The organism is Pandoraea pnomenusa (assembly GCF_040391475.1).
GTDB classification, from domain to species: domain Bacteria; phylum Pseudomonadota; class Gammaproteobacteria; order Burkholderiales; family Burkholderiaceae; genus Pandoraea; species Pandoraea pnomenusa_C.
The window spans coordinates 42,140-56,881 of the sequence record NZ_JBEBXS010000014.1 but is presented as its reverse complement, the minus strand read 5'-3'; the positions used below and the strand labels follow the sequence as shown (position 1 = coordinate 56,881).

At 63.7% G+C, this 14,742-nt stretch carries 16 protein-coding genes; 8 read left to right on the top strand and 8 right to left on the bottom strand.

Annotation, left to right across the window (positions count from 1 at the left end; all coding sequences use genetic code 11):
* Window positions 1-7: 7 nt before the first annotated feature.
* Window positions 8-505 carry a glutathione peroxidase gene (locus ABWO90_RS16070; RefSeq protein WP_353192225.1) on the bottom strand — a complete coding sequence of 166 codons (498 nt, stop codon included), beginning with the start codon at window positions 503-505 and terminating at the stop codon, window positions 8-10.
* Window positions 506-723: 218 nt separating this feature from the next.
* Between ABWO90_RS16070 and ABWO90_RS16065 the strand changes: the two genes are divergently transcribed.
* A complete protein-coding gene (locus ABWO90_RS16065; RefSeq protein WP_353192224.1) occupies window positions 724-1,437 on the top strand; it encodes a YggS family pyridoxal phosphate-dependent enzyme in 714 nt (237 codons plus the stop codon).
* Between the two features lie 58 nt (window positions 1,438-1,495).
* Entirely contained in the window at window positions 1,496-2,308 is an 813-nt protein-coding gene (gene proC, locus ABWO90_RS16060; RefSeq protein ID WP_353192223.1) for a pyrroline-5-carboxylate reductase, read from the top strand.
* A 108-nt stretch (window positions 2,309-2,416) separates the two neighbouring features.
* Here the strand turns inward: proC and ubiA are convergent, their stop codons facing one another.
* From ubiA to ABWO90_RS16030, 6 genes are all read right to left on the bottom strand, one after another.
* A complete protein-coding gene (gene ubiA / locus ABWO90_RS16055) occupies window positions 2,417-3,289 on the bottom strand; it encodes a 4-hydroxybenzoate octaprenyltransferase (protein WP_353192222.1) in 873 nt (290 codons plus the stop codon).
* Between the two features lie 106 nt (window positions 3,290-3,395).
* On the bottom strand, window positions 3,396-4,790 hold the full coding sequence (locus ABWO90_RS16050; RefSeq protein WP_353192221.1) for a 4Fe-4S binding protein: 1,395 nt from the start codon (window positions 4,788-4,790) through the stop codon (window positions 3,396-3,398).
* 120 nt (window positions 4,791-4,910) lie between these two features.
* Window positions 4,911-5,747, bottom strand: a complete 837-nt coding sequence (locus tag ABWO90_RS16045) for an FTR1 family iron permease (RefSeq protein WP_353192220.1) — start codon at window positions 5,745-5,747, stop codon at window positions 4,911-4,913.
* Window positions 5,748-5,847: 100 nt separating this feature from the next.
* Window positions 5,848-6,171: a cupredoxin domain-containing protein gene (locus ABWO90_RS16040; RefSeq protein ID WP_353192307.1), complete on the bottom strand. Its 324-nt coding sequence runs from the start codon at window positions 6,169-6,171 to the stop codon at window positions 5,848-5,850.
* A gap of 97 nt (window positions 6,172-6,268) precedes the next feature.
* Window positions 6,269-6,892, bottom strand: coding sequence for an iron transporter (locus ABWO90_RS16035; protein WP_353192219.1), 624 nt, complete (start codon window positions 6,890-6,892; stop codon window positions 6,269-6,271).
* A 194-nt stretch (window positions 6,893-7,086) separates the two neighbouring features.
* Window positions 7,087-7,548: an Lrp/AsnC family transcriptional regulator gene (locus ABWO90_RS16030; protein ID WP_353192218.1), complete on the bottom strand. Its 462-nt coding sequence runs from the start codon at window positions 7,546-7,548 to the stop codon at window positions 7,087-7,089.
* A 478-nt stretch (window positions 7,549-8,026) separates the two neighbouring features.
* Here ABWO90_RS16030 and ABWO90_RS16025 point away from each other — a divergent pair, with 478 nt between their 5' ends.
* The 5 genes from ABWO90_RS16025 to ABWO90_RS16005 all read left to right on the top strand — a co-directional run bounded on the left by ABWO90_RS16025 (window position 8,027) and on the right by ABWO90_RS16005 (window position 11,755).
* Complete coding sequence (locus ABWO90_RS16025) at window positions 8,027-8,860, top strand: amino acid ABC transporter permease (RefSeq protein ID WP_353192217.1); 834 nt, start codon at window positions 8,027-8,029, stop codon at window positions 8,858-8,860.
* The gene (locus ABWO90_RS16020) at window positions 8,857-9,510 is read left to right on the top strand and encodes an amino acid ABC transporter permease (protein WP_353192216.1); all 654 of its coding nucleotides are present in this window, start codon (window positions 8,857-8,859) and stop codon (window positions 9,508-9,510) included. The genes ABWO90_RS16025 and ABWO90_RS16020 overlap by 4 nt, the downstream gene beginning before the upstream one ends.
* Window positions 9,494-10,222, top strand: coding sequence for an amino acid ABC transporter ATP-binding protein (locus tag ABWO90_RS16015; RefSeq protein ID WP_353192215.1), 729 nt, complete (start codon window positions 9,494-9,496; stop codon window positions 10,220-10,222). The genes ABWO90_RS16020 and ABWO90_RS16015 overlap by 17 nt, the downstream gene beginning before the upstream one ends.
* A 55-nt stretch (window positions 10,223-10,277) precedes the next feature.
* Window positions 10,278-11,084 carry a transporter substrate-binding domain-containing protein gene (locus tag ABWO90_RS16010; protein ID WP_353192214.1) on the top strand — a complete coding sequence of 269 codons (807 nt, stop codon included), beginning with the start codon at window positions 10,278-10,280 and terminating at the stop codon, window positions 11,082-11,084.
* A 233-nt stretch (window positions 11,085-11,317) separates the two neighbouring features.
* A complete protein-coding gene (locus tag ABWO90_RS16005) occupies window positions 11,318-11,755 on the top strand; it encodes a c-type cytochrome (RefSeq protein ID WP_353192213.1) in 438 nt (145 codons plus the stop codon).
* A gap of 17 nt (window positions 11,756-11,772) precedes the next feature.
* Here ABWO90_RS16005 and ABWO90_RS16000 read toward each other — a convergent pair whose 3' ends face one another.
* Entirely contained in the window at window positions 11,773-13,260 is a 1,488-nt protein-coding gene (locus ABWO90_RS16000; protein WP_353192212.1) for a SulP family inorganic anion transporter, read from the bottom strand.
* A gap of 586 nt (window positions 13,261-13,846) precedes the next feature.
* Here ABWO90_RS16000 and ABWO90_RS15995 point away from each other — a divergent pair.
* Window positions 13,847-14,683, top strand: a complete 837-nt coding sequence (locus tag ABWO90_RS15995; protein ID WP_502922635.1) for an AraC family transcriptional regulator — start codon at window positions 13,847-13,849, stop codon at window positions 14,681-14,683.
* Window positions 14,684-14,742 lie beyond the last annotated feature (59 nt).

Sequence of the window (14,742 nt, the reverse complement as noted above, 5' to 3'; positions counted from 1 at the left end):
GCGCCCCTCACGCGGTCAACAGCCGTTCGATATCGGCGCGAATGTCCTCGGGCTTGGCCGTCGGCGCGTAGCGCGCCACGACCTTGCCCGTCGCGTCGACGAGAAACTTCGTGAAGTTCCACTTGATCGCCTTCGTGCCCAGCACGCCGGGCTTTTCCTGCGTCAGATAGCGATACAGCGGCGCGGCGTCCGGCCCCTTGACGTCGATCTTGGCGAACATCGGAAACGTCACGTGAAAGCGCAAGTCACAGAAGCTGCGGATGGCCTGCGCATCGCCCGGCTCCTGTTTGCCGAACTGATTGCACGGGAACGCCAGCACTTCGAAGCCGCGCGGGCCGAGCTGTTCGTAAAGCGTCTGCAAACCAGCGTACTGTGGCGTGAAACCGCACTCGCTCGCCGTGTTGACGATGAGCAGCACCTTGCTTCGGTACTGCGACAGGCTGACGCTTTCGCCCGCCAGCGTCTGGACCGAAAAATCGTACACTTGCTGCGAAGTCGCGCTCATCTCTGGCTCCCTGTGGATGTCGGCACCGCGAAGTCTGCCACAAGCCGTGTGGACCCGCCGCCAGCGAATCGTTGCCATCGCGGGTAGCACCTTGTTTTTTCCCGGGTAGCACCTCTGCTTTGCGCGCGGCTATAATCGTTGACCTGTTGCGCCTTTCCGGTGCACGCTCAAGTTTACGACACCGCACCACCGCCGCCCGAACCTGCCGAACCCGCATCATGTCGACCATCGCCGCACATCTCGACGACGTCCTTTCCCGGATTGCCCGCGCCACTGCCGATGCCGGCCGCCCCGCGAACAGCGTGCAGTTGCTGGCCGTCTCCAAGACGTTCGGGGCCGATGCCGTGCGCGAGGCGATCGCCGCCGGTCAGCGAGCGTTCGGCGAGAACTATGTGCAGGAGTCGCTCGACAAGATCGCGGCGCTGGCGGACGAAACGCTCGACGACAAACCGCTGGAGTGGCACTTCATCGGCCCGCTGCAAAGCAACAAGACGCGCCCCGTGGCGGAGCACTTCGACTGGGTGCATTCCGTCGACCGCCTGAAGATCGCCGAACGCCTGAGCGCCCAACGGCCCACCGGCATGGCGCCGTTGCAGGTCTGTCTGCAGGTGAACATCAGCGGTGAGGCAAGCAAGAGCGGCGTCTGCCCGGCGGAAGTCCCCGAGGTCGCGCGCGCCATCGCCGCACTGCCGAATCTGACGCTGCGCGGCCTGATGGCCATTCCCGAACCCGAAGACGACCCGGCACGCCAGCGCGCGCCGTTCAAGGCCGTGCGGACCTTGTTCGACGCCCTGCGCGCGGACGGCCTGGCGCTCGACACGCTCTCGATGGGCATGTCCGGCGACCTGGAGGCCGCCATTGCCGAGGGTGCGACAATGGTGCGCATCGGCACCGCAATTTTCGGGGCACGCGATTACGGACACCGAGGTTGAACGCGAACCTCGGCGGCCACAACCCGACACACGAAAACACGCAACGCAAAGGATGGTTATGAGAATTGCATTCATCGGCGGCGGCAATATGGCCAACGCCCTCATCGGCGGACTCATCAAGCGCGACACGAAGCCGGGCGACATTCTCGCGATCGACCCCAACGAATCGACCCGCGACGGCCTCGTCAAGCAATACGGCGTCGAAACCGCCAGCGCCCCCAACGACCGTCTGCGCGATTACGACACGCTCGTGCTGGCCGTCAAGCCGCAAGTCCTCAAGGACGTCGCGCAAGCGCTTCAGCCGCACCTGAACACGCAGCTCGTGATCAGCATCGCGGCCGGCATTCGCGCGTCCGACCTGGCACGTTGGCTCGGCGGTCACAACCAGATCGTGCGCTGCATGCCGAATACGCCGGCGCTGATCGGCATGGGCATCACCGGACTGGCCGCGCTCTCGGGCGTGGACTCGGATCAGCGCAAGCGCGCGGAGAGCGTGCTCGGTGCCGCAGGTCAGATCGTGTGGGTCGACAAGGAAAGCCAGCTCGACGGCGTGACGGCCATCTCCGGCAGCGGTCCGGCCTACGTGTTCTATTTCATCGAAGCGCTGGAGCAGGCCGCGCACGAACTCGGCTTCAGTGCCGAGCAAGGCCGGCAGCTCGCCATCGCCACGTTCACCGGCGCGTCGCAACTCGCCGCGCAATCGAACGAACCGGCAAGCGTGCTGCGCGAGCGCGTGACGTCCAAGGGCGGCACCACGTTCGCCGCGCTCAGCTCGTTCGAGCGCGATGCCATCAAGGCCGCCATCGTGCGTGGCGTTCAAGCCGCCAACGCTCGCGCGAAGGAACTCGGCGACGAACTGGGCGACGCCTGAGCGTCCCCTGGTCGTCCAGTGCCACGCAGGCAGCACTGGAAACACATTCGCCCCCGGATCGCATGCGCTTGCGCGTGTGCGATCCGGGGGCGAATGCTTTTGGAAGCGTTATCCCTGCGCCGTCAGCAGATAGTGTCCGGCGATACCGGCGAACACCGCAGCGCCGAGCCAGTTGTTGTGGCGAAACGCGGCGAAGCAAGGCATGCGTTCACGGCCGCGAATGAGGAAGTAGTGATAGATGGCGAAGCCGACCGCGACAGCCATGCCCAGCCAGAACGGCCATCCGAAACCGAGATAGGCGCCCACGCCCGCCTGAATGCCGAGTGCGGCCGCATAGCAGATCATGATCGCCAGCACGTCGAAACGACCGAACGTGATGGCCGAAGTCTTGATACCGATTTTCAGATCGTCGTCGCGATCGACCATCGCGTATTCCGTGTCGTAGGCCACTGACCAGAACACGTTCGAAAGCAGCAACAGCCAGGCCAGCAGCGGCACCTGATCCTGCACGGCGGCGAACGCCATGGGAATGCCGAAACCGAACGCCACCCCCAGATACGCCTGCGGAATCGCGAGAAAACGCTTGGTGAACGGATAGGTTCCCGCCACGAACAGCGCCGGAATCGAGAGCCATTTGGTCAGCGCGTTGAGCGGCAGGATGAGCAGGAAGCTCACCAGCGCGAGCGTCGCCGCCACGGCCACGGCTTCCCACGCACGAATGCGTCCGGACGTGATCGGGCGCTCCTTGGTCCGCTTCACGAACTTGTCGAAGTCGCGGTCCGCGTAGTCATTGATGGCGCAGCCTGCAGAGCGCATCAGGAAGGTGCCCAGCGTGAAGATCGCGATGAGCAGGGGTTCCGGATGTCCGTTCGATGCGATCCACAGCGCCGCGAGCGTGGGCCACAGCAGCAGCACGGTGCCGATCGGCTTGTCGAGGCGAACGAGGCGGAAATACAGCGGAAGACGTTGGGCGAGCAGCATGGCGGGCATCACACGGAAAGGCTTGTGGCGACATTGTAGGCCACCGGCCGCGGGCTCGCCAATGCGGGGGGCTGCCGCACCCCGGGTACCGGCAAGGCCGGAAGCCTTACCAGATCCAGAACATCAGCAGCCAGAGCCAGTTGACGAGCGCCAGCGCCGCCACGATACCGGCCATGCCGGCCAGACGTCGCGCGAACGAGCGGGCGTGACGACCGGTCACGCGCCAGCCCAGCCAGAGGCTCCAGAGCGTGGTGGCCGCGAGAATACCGGCACGCACGTCGTTCGCCCAGTACACCGGCAGGTGTTCGGCGCGCAACAGGCTGACCGTCGTGGCCGACAGGCCGATGAAGACACCCGCACCGGCAATCGGAATCAGCGCCTGCACCAGATGGTTGAAGCGGCGCGTGCTCCACGCGCCCATCGCCCGGTTGGCCAACGCGAAGATGACCGTGAATGCCAGCCCCAGCAGCAGACCGTTGCCGAGGATGTACGCGACCACCATGCCGCCGTCGAGCCAGCTGAAAACATCGCTCTGCTCGGGATAGTTGGTGAAGACGAACCAGGGCGCATTGGTCTCGAACGGCCACATGATGCCGCGGTCGATGAGCCACGTCGCGATCTCGGTCTTGGTCGCCACGAACCAGGGATTGACCGTCCAGTGGAACGCGCCGATCGCCACGCCGAGCAGACCGTACATCACCAGCACGCTGTCCCACACGCTGTTGTTCTCGGTCGCGCCGAACGTCACGATCTCTTCGCTCGGCGAGCGGCCCGTGAGGGCAATGGCGTCGCGATGACCGGCACAGCGTCCGCACATATGGCACTGCGCACCGCCCTTCATGTTGCGCAGCGGCACGATCGGCGCGCAATTGACGGGAATGATCTTGTGACCATTGGTGTGATACGACTGACGCCAGGCGTCTTCGTTGACCTTGAAGTGGAACGGTGCGAGACGCGACAACAGCGAGAACACGCCATTGACCGGGCACAGGTATTTGCACCACACGCGCTTGTCGCGGCCATAGAAATAGCCGATCACCATCGCGCCGATGGTCGAGCCGCCGAGCACGAGCAGCACTGCCTTCGGATACTGATAGACGCTGACCATCTGACCGTACAGCGTGGTTCCCGCAAACGCCACGAAGGGCCAGCCGCCCCAGCGCATCCAGCGCGGAATCGCCCGCCCGCGCCCATGGCGACTCGCGAATTCGGAGAGCGTGCCTTCCGGGCACAGCACGCCGCACCACACGCGCCCCATGAGCACCATGCTGATGAGCACGAACGGCCACCAGATGCCCCAGAACGTGAACTGGGCAAATACCGTGAGGTTATTGAGGATGTGCGCGGTCTCGTCGGGTAATGGCATCACGACCGGCACGCAGATGAGGAAGGCATAGACCAGCACGACGCCCCACTGCACGCCACGTATCAGTTTGCCGTGGCGTTGCATCCAAAGACCCACGCGGGCCAGTCGGTTCGGGACAGGTATGGCGATACTCATGCTGGACACTCTTGCGTCGGGGGATTTCCTTGACGGGCTGACGGCTCTTATCTGTGACGCGTCCGTTCAGTCCGTAACGGCGCACGGGGCGGCACCTGCCACCCCGTGTGCTCAGCCCGCTCAGGCGGGCTTGACCTGCTTGGCCGGCGTACCTGCGCGCTTGAGTAGCGCCCAGACGAACAGCCAGTACACGACATACACCAACAAATTCATGCCGGACGGATGCGCACGGTATCCCGTGAGCGTCGCCACCAGGCTGCCGAACGGGCTGGCATCGTCAAGAATCGCGGAAGTATCCCACAGTTGGTCGACCAGCGTCGGCACAAACTCCAGCGAGATCAGGCGATCCAGACCGGCCTGCAACAATCCTGCGGCCAGGAACAGCAGCATGATTTCCGTCACGCGGAAGAACAGACGCCACGAAAACACCTTGCCGCCCAGTTGAAGCAGCCAGAACGTGGCAAGGGCGAGCACGAACCCGATCACGACGGCGAGCCACATCGACATCGGCACGCTGCCTTGCTGGCCGAAGCCGATGCCGTACAGGAAGATGGCCGTTTCGCTGCCTTCGCGGGCAATCGCCAGCGCGACGAGCACGAGCACACCCCACCAGGTGCCCTGATCGTGATTCTTCTGCAGCGACGACTCCATGTCGCGCTTGAGCGTGCGGCCGTGGCGCTTCATCCAGAACACCATCTGCACGATCAGCACGCAGGCGATCAGTACCATGGCCGTCTGGAAGTAATCCTGCGCGTCGCCCGACAACACTTCGGTGAAGCCGACCAGTGCGGCGCCGAGCCCGACGGCGGCGGCAATACCGAGTACGACGCCTGCCCACAGATACGGCAGGCCGCGCTTCGCCCCATGATCGGGGTTGGCCAGCCAGGCATGAAGAATGCCCACGACCAGCAATGCCTCGACGCTTTCGCGCCAGACGATGAACATGACCTGACCCATCGTGTGATTCCTTTTGTGATGCGTGTCTTACGGTGTGTCTGAAACGGCTTCCGTCAGCGCAACGTACGCCCGCCTGTCGGCGGCGCCCACGTGACCATCCTCATTTGGCGACAATCACGCCTTGCGCCTGCTGATGGAAATCGTCGAAAAACTTGTACTCGCCCGGTTGCAGCGGCGCGATCACCACAAACGACTGCGCGCCCGGTGCCAGCACCTTTTCCTTGCGCAGTTGCAGGCTCTCGAACTCGACCGCGTTCGTGCCGGTGTTGTGCACCTCGATCTTGATGCGCTTGCCGGCCGGTACTTCGATGCGCGCCGGGTTGAGCTTGCCGTTGTTCATTTCCAGCTTGAAGGTGGGCAGGTCGTCGGCACGGGCAAGCGACGGTGCGCCCAATGCGAACAAAGTGACCACCAGGGCCGCCATCGTGGCCAGCAGGCGCGCGATGCGCTGATTCATCCTTCTGCTCCAAACGAAAACAGCGCTGGCCCGCGGACCAACGCTGCATCAAGGTTATGCGGGCTTAGTAGCCACCCTTCTTGCCGATGCCAGCGAAAGTGAAATCCACTTCCTTGGTGATCGGCTTGAACCACGGACCCACGCCGGTTTCCTTGTCAACGTGACGACCGAAACACCACGGGCCCATACCGCCGTGCGCCGCATGCGCACCGGCAGCCGGCGTGCCGCCCATCTTGCAACCGAACTCGGCCAGCGTGCCCGGCGCATTGACGACCATCGTCAGCTTGTACTTGCCGGGACCGTTCACTTTCACGTTGTCGCCATAGTGCGGGCCATCGCTCGCGACCATCGGCATCATCAGACCTTCGACGGCAGCACCATCAGGCGTCTTGCCGTCCGACTTCATCTTCTGCAGCTTGTACGTGATTTCCAGACCCGGAATCCAGTCGCCTTCCGCGTAGCCGTTCGGGTTGTTCTTGATCGCGTGAATGTCCGCCTCGAGGTGCATGTCCGACTTCGCTGCGTCGCGCATCATGCCCGCCGGTTCCATCGTGATCGGCTGGAGATACACCGTGTTGATTTCCATGCCCGACACATTCAGCGGTTTGCCGATCGGAAACTCGGCGGCCGAAGCCATGGTGGCCGCACCGGCAAGCAACACTGCTGCCACGAGGGATTTCACGCGCATACGCACTCCAGTTTGATGAAGAAGTTAATGCAAACAATTCTCAATAAGTTTAGCACCATCGCCACATCCAGACAAACCCGACAAACCAAGGCAGGACGGGGAGAATCGGGAATATCGGGGCGAATGCCGCACCGGCGCGGGCGCGGGGCATTTCTTAGTGTCGGGTTACGGGGAATTACTGCGGCCTGCGCAGATCACGGAAGTACGCCACCCCGGTCAATCTTGCGCGCGAGAACCACGGACGTCGTGGTGCGCGTCACGCCGTCAATCTCGCCGATGGTGTCGAGCAGTGCATCGAGCTGATCGGCGGACGCCGCGTGCAGCCAGGCGACGTAATCGAACTCGCCGCTGACCGAACAAAGCAGGTGAATCTCAGGCATCTTGTTCAGACGCCGCATCACGTCGCGCCCCGATCGCGGCTGCACGCTGATGCCGACACAGGCTTGCAACCCGCCACCGGCGGCGTCCTGCCCGAGTCGCACCGTGTAACCGGCGATCACCCCGGCCTGCTCCAGACGCCCGATTCGCGCCACGATGGTCGTGCGCGCCACGCCCAACCGCCGCGCCAGGTTGGCCGTGCTCTCCCGCGCGTTCACACGCAGCAGCGCAAGCAAGTTACGGTCGAGCTCGTCGAGCGCGGTCGCGGACAGTGTCATTCGGCATCGCCTTTGGATCGGGAACGTTACTCGGTCGGCCGCCATGGCCGCGCCTGCCGGGCGGACATGGCGCCAGTCACACCCACCAGCGTTCGGCGAATGTCGGCAAAGCGCGATTATAGAACTGCGTTGACACGCTGGGCGGCCCTTGATATCCGAGGGCAAGACATACGATGACAAGGGAGAATCGGCGTCTGTCATCAACCCGTCGTTGAGATGACTTCACGCAAGCCACGGCGCCTTGAAGCCCCCGTCGAAACCGCTGGAAATCTCGCTTAACCCTTGTACCATCAAGGCAATTGCCAAGGGTATCCCCCCAAGCCCCGACTATTGACAACATCCCGACGCGCTGCGCAAAATCACATCACTTATATGACGACGTACAAGAAAGACTCTCCACGGCGAGCGCGACGGACATGAGCGCAACGGTACCGCGTGGCGCGTCGGCCCCGAACGTCACCGGAGACAGGCGTCACCCATGCATTTCTCGTTGAATTTTGCCCCGCTGGTGCCGTACTGGCCGGTTTTTCTCGAAGGCGCGTGGCTGACGTTGAAGATGACCGCGCTGGCGGTCGTCATCGGCACGGCCCTCGGCACGCTGGTCGCCTTCGCGAAGCGCAGTCGTCACCGCTGGCTGGCGCGCCTGTGTGGCATCTATATCGAGTCGGTACGTAACACGCCGTTCCTCGTGCAGATTTTCCTGCTGTACTTCGGTCTCGCCAGCATCGGCGTCCACATGCCGACCTTCGCGGCGGCCGTCATCGCGATGGTGATCAACATCGGCGCCTATGCTGCCGAGATCATCCGGGCGGGTCTCGAATCGGTGCCGCGCGGGCAGATCGAAGCGGCCGAGTGTCTCGGGCTGTCGAAATGGCGCATTGCGTGGCATGTCATGCTGCAACCGTCCATCGAGAAGGTTTATCCGGCGCTGACCACGCAGTTCATCCTGATGATGCAGGCCTCCGCGATGGCCTCGCAGATTTCCGCCGAAGAACTCACGGCCGTGGCCAATACCGTGCAGTCCGACACTTTCCGCTCGCTGGAGACGTATATCGTTGTCGCCGGGCTGTATCTCGTGCTGTCGCTGCTCGTCAAACTCGTCGCCTGGGCCGCAGGCGAGTACTTCTTCAAGCGGCGCCGCATCGTCAGACGCGCCGCCGCACAAACGGCCCAGGCTGCGCGCCGTCGCGCGGCCGCCTCGCGCGCTGCCAACGCGGGCTCCGGCAATGCCTCAGCGGGTAGCCATGCGCAAGGAGCCGCCGCCGCCCCGCCCCCATCGGCCAACCAGCCCGCGCAACGGAGCGCCTCATGATGGGCAACTTCTCCTGGACCTATTTCACGTATCTCGTGCAGTCCATCGGCTGGACGCTGGTGCTCTCGCTCATCGCCTTCATACTCGGCAGCGCCGGGGGCTTTCTCGTGATGCTCGCGCGCATCTCGCCGCGCCGCTGGCTGCGCCTGCCCGCACAGGTGTTCATCGAAGCAATTCAGGGCATTCCGTTGCTGATCCTGCTCTTCATCGTCTACTTCGGCCTGTCGGTGTACGGTTTCGAATTGCCTGCCATCGTGGCCGCAGCCCTGGCGCTCATGGTCTACACGAGCGCGTATCTGGGCGATATCTGGCGCGGCTGCGTCGAAGCGATGCCTCGCGCGCAGTGGGAAGCCGCCGAGTGCCTGTCGTTCTCTCGCTGGCAGACCCTGCGCCTGATCATCATTCCGCAGGCCATACGCCTGTCGCTGCCGCCGACCATCGGCTTTCTCGTGCAGATCATCAAGATGACGTCGCTCGCTTCGGTGATCGGCTTCGTCGAACTCACGCGTGCGGGGCAGATCATCAACAACTCGATTTTCCAGCCCTTCCTCGTGTTCTCGCTCGTGGGGGTGTTTTATTTCGTGCTGTGCTACCCGCTCTCGCGCTGGAGCGCCGCACTGGAGGACAGGCTTAATGTCGGCAATCGTTAAGGTCAATCAGATTCACAAACGCTTCGGCGACAACCCGGTGCTCAAGGGTGTGTCGTTCGAAGTGGAGCGCGGCAAGATGGTCGCGATCATCGGCGCGAGCGGTTCGGGCAAGAGCACGGCACTGCGCTGCATCGACCGGCTGGAGACCATCGACGACGGCTCCATCGAAGTGTGCGGCATTCGCGTGGAAGACCCCAAGGTCGACCTGCACCAACTACGCCGTGAAGTCGGCATCGTGTTCCAGAGCTACAACCTGTTTCCGCACCTCAGCGTGCGCGAGAACATCATGCTCGCGCTGCGTCATGTCAAGCACATGCCTCGCAGCGAAGCGGAAACGGTGGCCAAGCGAGTGCTTGCGCAGGTCGGCCTTTCCGACAAGGCCGAGGCATATCCCGAGCAACTTTCGGGCGGACAGCAACAGCGTGTCGCCATCGCCCGTTCGCTGGCCATGTCACCGAAGGTCATGCTGTTCGACGAAGTCACCTCGGCGCTCGACCCGCAACTCACCGGCGAAGTGCTGCGCGTGATGGAAGACCTCGCGGCCGACGGCATGACGATGTTGCTCGTCACGCACGAAATGGCCTTCGCCAAGCGCGTGGCCGACCAGATCATCTACATGCACCAGGGCAAGGTCTGGGAAGTGGGCCCCGGCGAGATGATCGACAACCCGCAAACGCCGGAACTGCGCGCGTTTCTCGCGAACGGACTGTAAGCCCGCCAGCGGGCGCAATGCACGACAACACACATCACACGAAGGAGACCATTGCATGAAGCTCAAGTCGTTCAAAACGTTTGCCGCCCAGGCCTGCGCCGCAGTGCTGCTCGGCGCATTCGCGCATGCCGCGCTCGCCGATCAGCTCGACGACATCAAGAAGGCCGGCAAGATCCGCGTGGCGATTGCGATGGGCACGCCGCTGTACTCGTTCGCCGACGCCAACCTGCAACCCGCAGGCTCCGACGTCGACACCGCCAAGCTGCTGGCGCAGGATCTGGGCGTGAAGCTCGACATCGTGTCCGTGACGAACGCCGCGCGGGTGCCGACGCTGCAGGCCAACCGTGCCGACATCGTGGTGGCCGACCTGTCGATCACGCCGGAACGCGCACAGGTCATCGACTTCTCCATTCCGTACGCCGTCATCTCGATCATCGTGGGCGGTCCGAAGAGCGTCAGCATCAAGGGGTATGACGATCTGAACGGCAAGCGCGTCGGTCTCACGCGCGCCACGGTCAACGACACGCTCACCACGCAGAACGCCAAGGGCGCGCAGATCGTGCGCTACGAGGACGACGCCACGCTGATCACGTCGATGGTCACGGGCCAGGTCGACATCTTCTCGAGCACGCCGTCGAACCTCGGCGAGATGCAGAAGCGCGCGCCGGACAAGAACCTCGAACTCAAGTTCGCACAGAAGGAATTCGATCTGGGCATCGCGCTCAACAAGAACCAGCCCGCGCTCAAGGAGTGGATCAACAACTGGGTGAAGACCAACCTGAAGAACGGCAAGCTCAACGCGATCTACAAGAAATATCACGGCCGCGACCTGCCGGAGAGCGTAGTCAAGGGCGCGGCGTAATCAGGCCAACGTCCCGACCGGCGAGGCGCTTGCCCTTGCGCACCTGCGCCTCGCCGCGCGCTTCCTCGATTCAAGACGCCAGCGACGCCGTTCCGGCCGCGCTGGCGTTTTTCATGGCGCGGCGGATCGCGACACGATGCCGCACCGCCCTCAATTAGATTTACTGGCCGCCTCTGCCGGAAAGAGGTAAGTTAGCGGATTGCTTTCGAACCGCCCCTCGGCCCGCCATTCCGATGATTGCCCGCTCCGTAACCCCGTTCCCGCGCCCGCGCGCTTTCCTGTCGCGCGTTCGCCCCGGCATCGTGGGGCTGACGCTCACGCTGTCCGCACTGGCCGGTGTCTGCACACCTGCACGGGCGGCGGGAGATGTCGAAGCAGGCAAGGCGCTCTTCGCATCGCGTTGCGCGTCGTGCCACTCGGTGGGACCGATGGCCGCATCGGGCTTCGGGCCGCAACTGAACGCCATCGCCAACCGTCGCGCGGGCAGCCTGTCGGACTTCGATTACTCGAACGCGATGAAACAGTCCGGCATCGTGTGGGACGACAAGACGCTCGCCGCATTCATCGCCAATCCCGGCAAGACCGTGCCCGGCACGAAGATGCGCTTCTGGGGCATCGGCAACGAGCGCAAGGTCGCGGACCTCATCGCCTACCTGCACACGTTCAGGTAAGCCCCGCCCGAGCGTCGTCAGATCTCCGCCAGACGCACCCCCGCTCGCTCGAGCATGCGCTGATTGCGCGACGACAGATTGACGAAGCGCAGCCGGCGCCCGGCCTTCCGATAGCGCTCTGCCAGCGTCTCGAGGGCCACAATGGCCGAATGATCTGCCGCATGCAGGTGACGGCAATCCACGACCACCGAGGGGTGATCCGTCACCGGCTGGAACAGGTCCTGAAAATTCGCCGTGGACGCAAAGAACAGCGTGCCGTGCAGCACGTAGGTCCGCTCGTCGTCGCCCGTGTCCTGAGCGTCGGCACGAATGTCCCGCGCATGCTGCCAGGCGAAGTTGAGCGCGGCGATGACGATGCCGCACAACACGGCGACCGCCAGATCCGTGAAGACGGTGATGACCGTGACGGCGACGATCACCAGCGCGTCGTTACGCGGCACCTTGCCGAGTACGCGCAACGATCCCCATGCGAAGGTCTGTTGCGCCACGACGAACATCACCCCGACCAGCGCCGCGAGCGGAATCCGCTCGATGAGCGGCGAAAGGAACAGCACGAACAGCAGGATCATGATGCCGGCCGTGGCGCCGGACACGCGCGTGCGTCCGCCCGAGCTCAGATTGATCATCGTCTGCCCGATCATGGCGCATCCGCCCATGCCGCCGAACACGCCCGAAACCACATTCGACACGCCGAGCGCCAGGCACTCCCGATTCGGATGACCGCGCGTTTGCGTGATGTCGTCGGTCAGGTTAAACGTCAGCAACGTTTCGAGCAGGCCGACGATTGCCATCAATAACGCGTACGGAAAGACGATGCGCAATGTCGTCAGGTCGAACGGCACCTGCGGTAGTTGAAAGCTCGGAAATGCGCCCGCAATGTGCGCCATGTCGCCGAGCGTGCGCGTCGGCAGATGCAGCCACTGGCTGAACACGCCAACGCCGACGATGGCGACGAGCGCGGGAGGCACGGCCTTCGTCACGCGCGGCAGGCCGTAGACGATGAGCATCGTGAGAGCGACCAATGCGCCCATGATCGCGAGCGGCGTGCCTTGGAGCCAGACGTTGCCCTGCGGCGTCGCGGTCTTGAAGTGTTCGAGTTGCGCCATCGCAATGATGATCGCCAGCCCGTTCACGAATCCGATCATCACGGGATGCGGCACCATGCGAATGAGCTTGCCCAGCCGCAGCAGCCCGAACAGCATCATGATCGCGCCGCTCAACACGACCGTCGCGAGCAGATATTGCACACCGTGCTCGACCACGAGCGCGACGATGACGACGGCCATCGATCCGGCCGCGCCCGAGATCATGCCGGGACGTCCGCCGAAGATCGCAGTGAGCGCGCAGATGATGAATGCGCCGTACAAGCCCATCAACGGATTGACTTGCGCGACCAGGGCGAACGCGATGCACTCGGGCACGAGCGCGAACGCGGTGGTGAGCCCGGCAAGCACGTTGCCGGGGAGGTTCGGGAGCCACTGCCCCCGAAGTGTTTGGGACTTCATGGATGACGTCGACAGCGAGGAGATGATTGGCGTATCGGCGACGCGCATGCCAGTCTCGCACAGGCACGTTGCGCCAATGAACAGCGGAGGCGCATTTTACCAACCGCGGCGACATCGCGCTGCGCGCCGCCGAAACCGGCTCAAACGGCGTCAATGCGGCGTCAATGCGGCACGACTTCACGGGTTGTATTAATCACAGTTTCGGCGCGAGCCAAGCAGCGAGATACTTCATTCACCGGCTCGCGCAACACCGCGCAGAGCGAAACCCAAGGAGAAACACCATGCCCCTGATCCCCTACCTCATCGAAGGCGTTCGGTACGTTCACGACCTCCTGCTCGCTGCCGGCCCGGTTTTTGGCTAACCCCCTGTGCTGACTGGAGAATTGACGATGTCCGTCATTGACTACTTCATTCCCTGCGCTGATCTGCTGGTCGCTATTGGATCACTCTGCCATTAGGCAGGAGGCCACCGTGCCGCAAAACCCATGAAAAGCCCTGATACGTCAGGGCTTTTTGATTATGTGGCATGCTGGGTACACTGCTTCGCGCGAATCCGGCGCGAATCCCCATGACTTCCGCCCCCGTCATGCCTCGAACTGCCACCATCACCACCCCGGACTGGGTCAGACACGCCGAGCCGACCGACGGCATCGAGCGCATCGAGGCCTGGTTTCAGGGCAACGCGTACGCCATGCACCGTCACGATACCTACGCGATCGGACGTACGCTGGCCGGTGTGCAGCGCTTCCATTACCGGCGCGGGCGGCGCGACAGCCTGCCGGGCAACACGATGGTGCTGCATCCGGACGAAGCGCACGACGGTCAGGCCGGCACAGACGAGGGTTTTCGCTACCGCATGCTCTACGTGGCGCCATCGCTGATTCAGGACATGCTCGGCGGACACGCGCTCCCGTTCATCGAAGGCGGCGTGACCAGCGATCCCCGGATCGCAGCGGCCACCGAATCGTTGCTGCTGCGCACCGGTAACTCACTCGCCCCTCTCGATCCGCTCGAGCAAAGCGACGCACTGGCCGAACTCGCACAGGCGCTCGCTGCGGCGGCCGGTATGCCGCCAACGCGGAGCAAGGGCGACTATGTCGCGGCGCTGCGCGCACGTGACTATCTGCATACTCACTTCACGCGCGTGGTCACGCTCGACGAACTCGCCGCCGCTGCCGGCCGCGACCGCTGGAGTTTGTCGAATGATTTCCGCACGTTCTACGGCACGAGTCCGTACCGCTACCTGACGATGCGCCGCCTGGATACGGTGCGTCGCCTGCTGCTCGCGGGCGTCTCCCTGTCGAGCGCCGCCGCCGATGCGGGCTTCGCCGATCAGAGCCACATGACGCGACATTTCCTGAAGGCCTTCGGCATCACGCCGGGACGCTGGCTGCAGATCGCCGGCAGCGCCACCCGGCGGTAACCGCCCGCCGTCCGGCACCCACAATCGTTCAAGACCACGACGCCGGTGGCGGCGTAAGC

Excerpts from the sequence above, each read along its gene's own strand:
- ABWO90_RS16070 (WP_353192225.1), bottom strand. The coding sequence starts at position 505 with ATGAGCGCGACTTCGCAGCAAGTGTACGATTTTTCGGTCCAGACGCTG.
- ABWO90_RS16065 (WP_353192224.1), top strand. The coding sequence starts at position 724 with ATGTCGACCATCGCCGCACATCTCGACGACGTCCTTTCCCGGATTGCC.
- proC (WP_353192223.1), top strand. The coding sequence starts at position 1,496 with ATGAGAATTGCATTCATCGGCGGCGGCAATATGGCCAACGCCCTCATC.
- ubiA (WP_353192222.1), bottom strand. The coding sequence starts at position 3,289 with ATGCTGCTCGCCCAACGTCTTCCGCTGTATTTCCGCCTCGTTCGCCTC.
- ABWO90_RS16050 (WP_353192221.1), bottom strand. The coding sequence starts at position 4,790 with ATGAGTATCGCCATACCTGTCCCGAACCGACTGGCCCGCGTGGGTCTT.
- ABWO90_RS16045 (WP_353192220.1), bottom strand. The coding sequence starts at position 5,747 with ATGGGTCAGGTCATGTTCATCGTCTGGCGCGAAAGCGTCGAGGCATTG.
- ABWO90_RS16040 (WP_353192307.1), bottom strand. The coding sequence starts at position 6,171 with ATGGCGGCCCTGGTGGTCACTTTGTTCGCATTGGGCGCACCGTCGCTT.
- ABWO90_RS16035 (WP_353192219.1), bottom strand. The coding sequence starts at position 6,892 with ATGCGCGTGAAATCCCTCGTGGCAGCAGTGTTGCTTGCCGGTGCGGCC.
- ABWO90_RS16030 (WP_353192218.1), bottom strand. The coding sequence starts at position 7,548 with ATGACACTGTCCGCGACCGCGCTCGACGAGCTCGACCGTAACTTGCTT.
- ABWO90_RS16025 (WP_353192217.1), top strand. The coding sequence starts at position 8,027 with ATGCATTTCTCGTTGAATTTTGCCCCGCTGGTGCCGTACTGGCCGGTT.
- ABWO90_RS16020 (WP_353192216.1), top strand. The coding sequence starts at position 8,857 with ATGATGGGCAACTTCTCCTGGACCTATTTCACGTATCTCGTGCAGTCC.
- ABWO90_RS16015 (WP_353192215.1), top strand. The coding sequence starts at position 9,494 with ATGTCGGCAATCGTTAAGGTCAATCAGATTCACAAACGCTTCGGCGAC.
- ABWO90_RS16010 (WP_353192214.1), top strand. The coding sequence starts at position 10,278 with ATGAAGCTCAAGTCGTTCAAAACGTTTGCCGCCCAGGCCTGCGCCGCA.
- ABWO90_RS16005 (WP_353192213.1), top strand. The coding sequence starts at position 11,318 with ATGATTGCCCGCTCCGTAACCCCGTTCCCGCGCCCGCGCGCTTTCCTG.
- ABWO90_RS16000 (WP_353192212.1), bottom strand. The coding sequence starts at position 13,260 with ATGAAGTCCCAAACACTTCGGGGGCAGTGGCTCCCGAACCTCCCCGGC.
- ABWO90_RS15995 (WP_502922635.1), top strand. The coding sequence starts at position 13,847 with ATGCCTCGAACTGCCACCATCACCACCCCGGACTGGGTCAGACACGCC.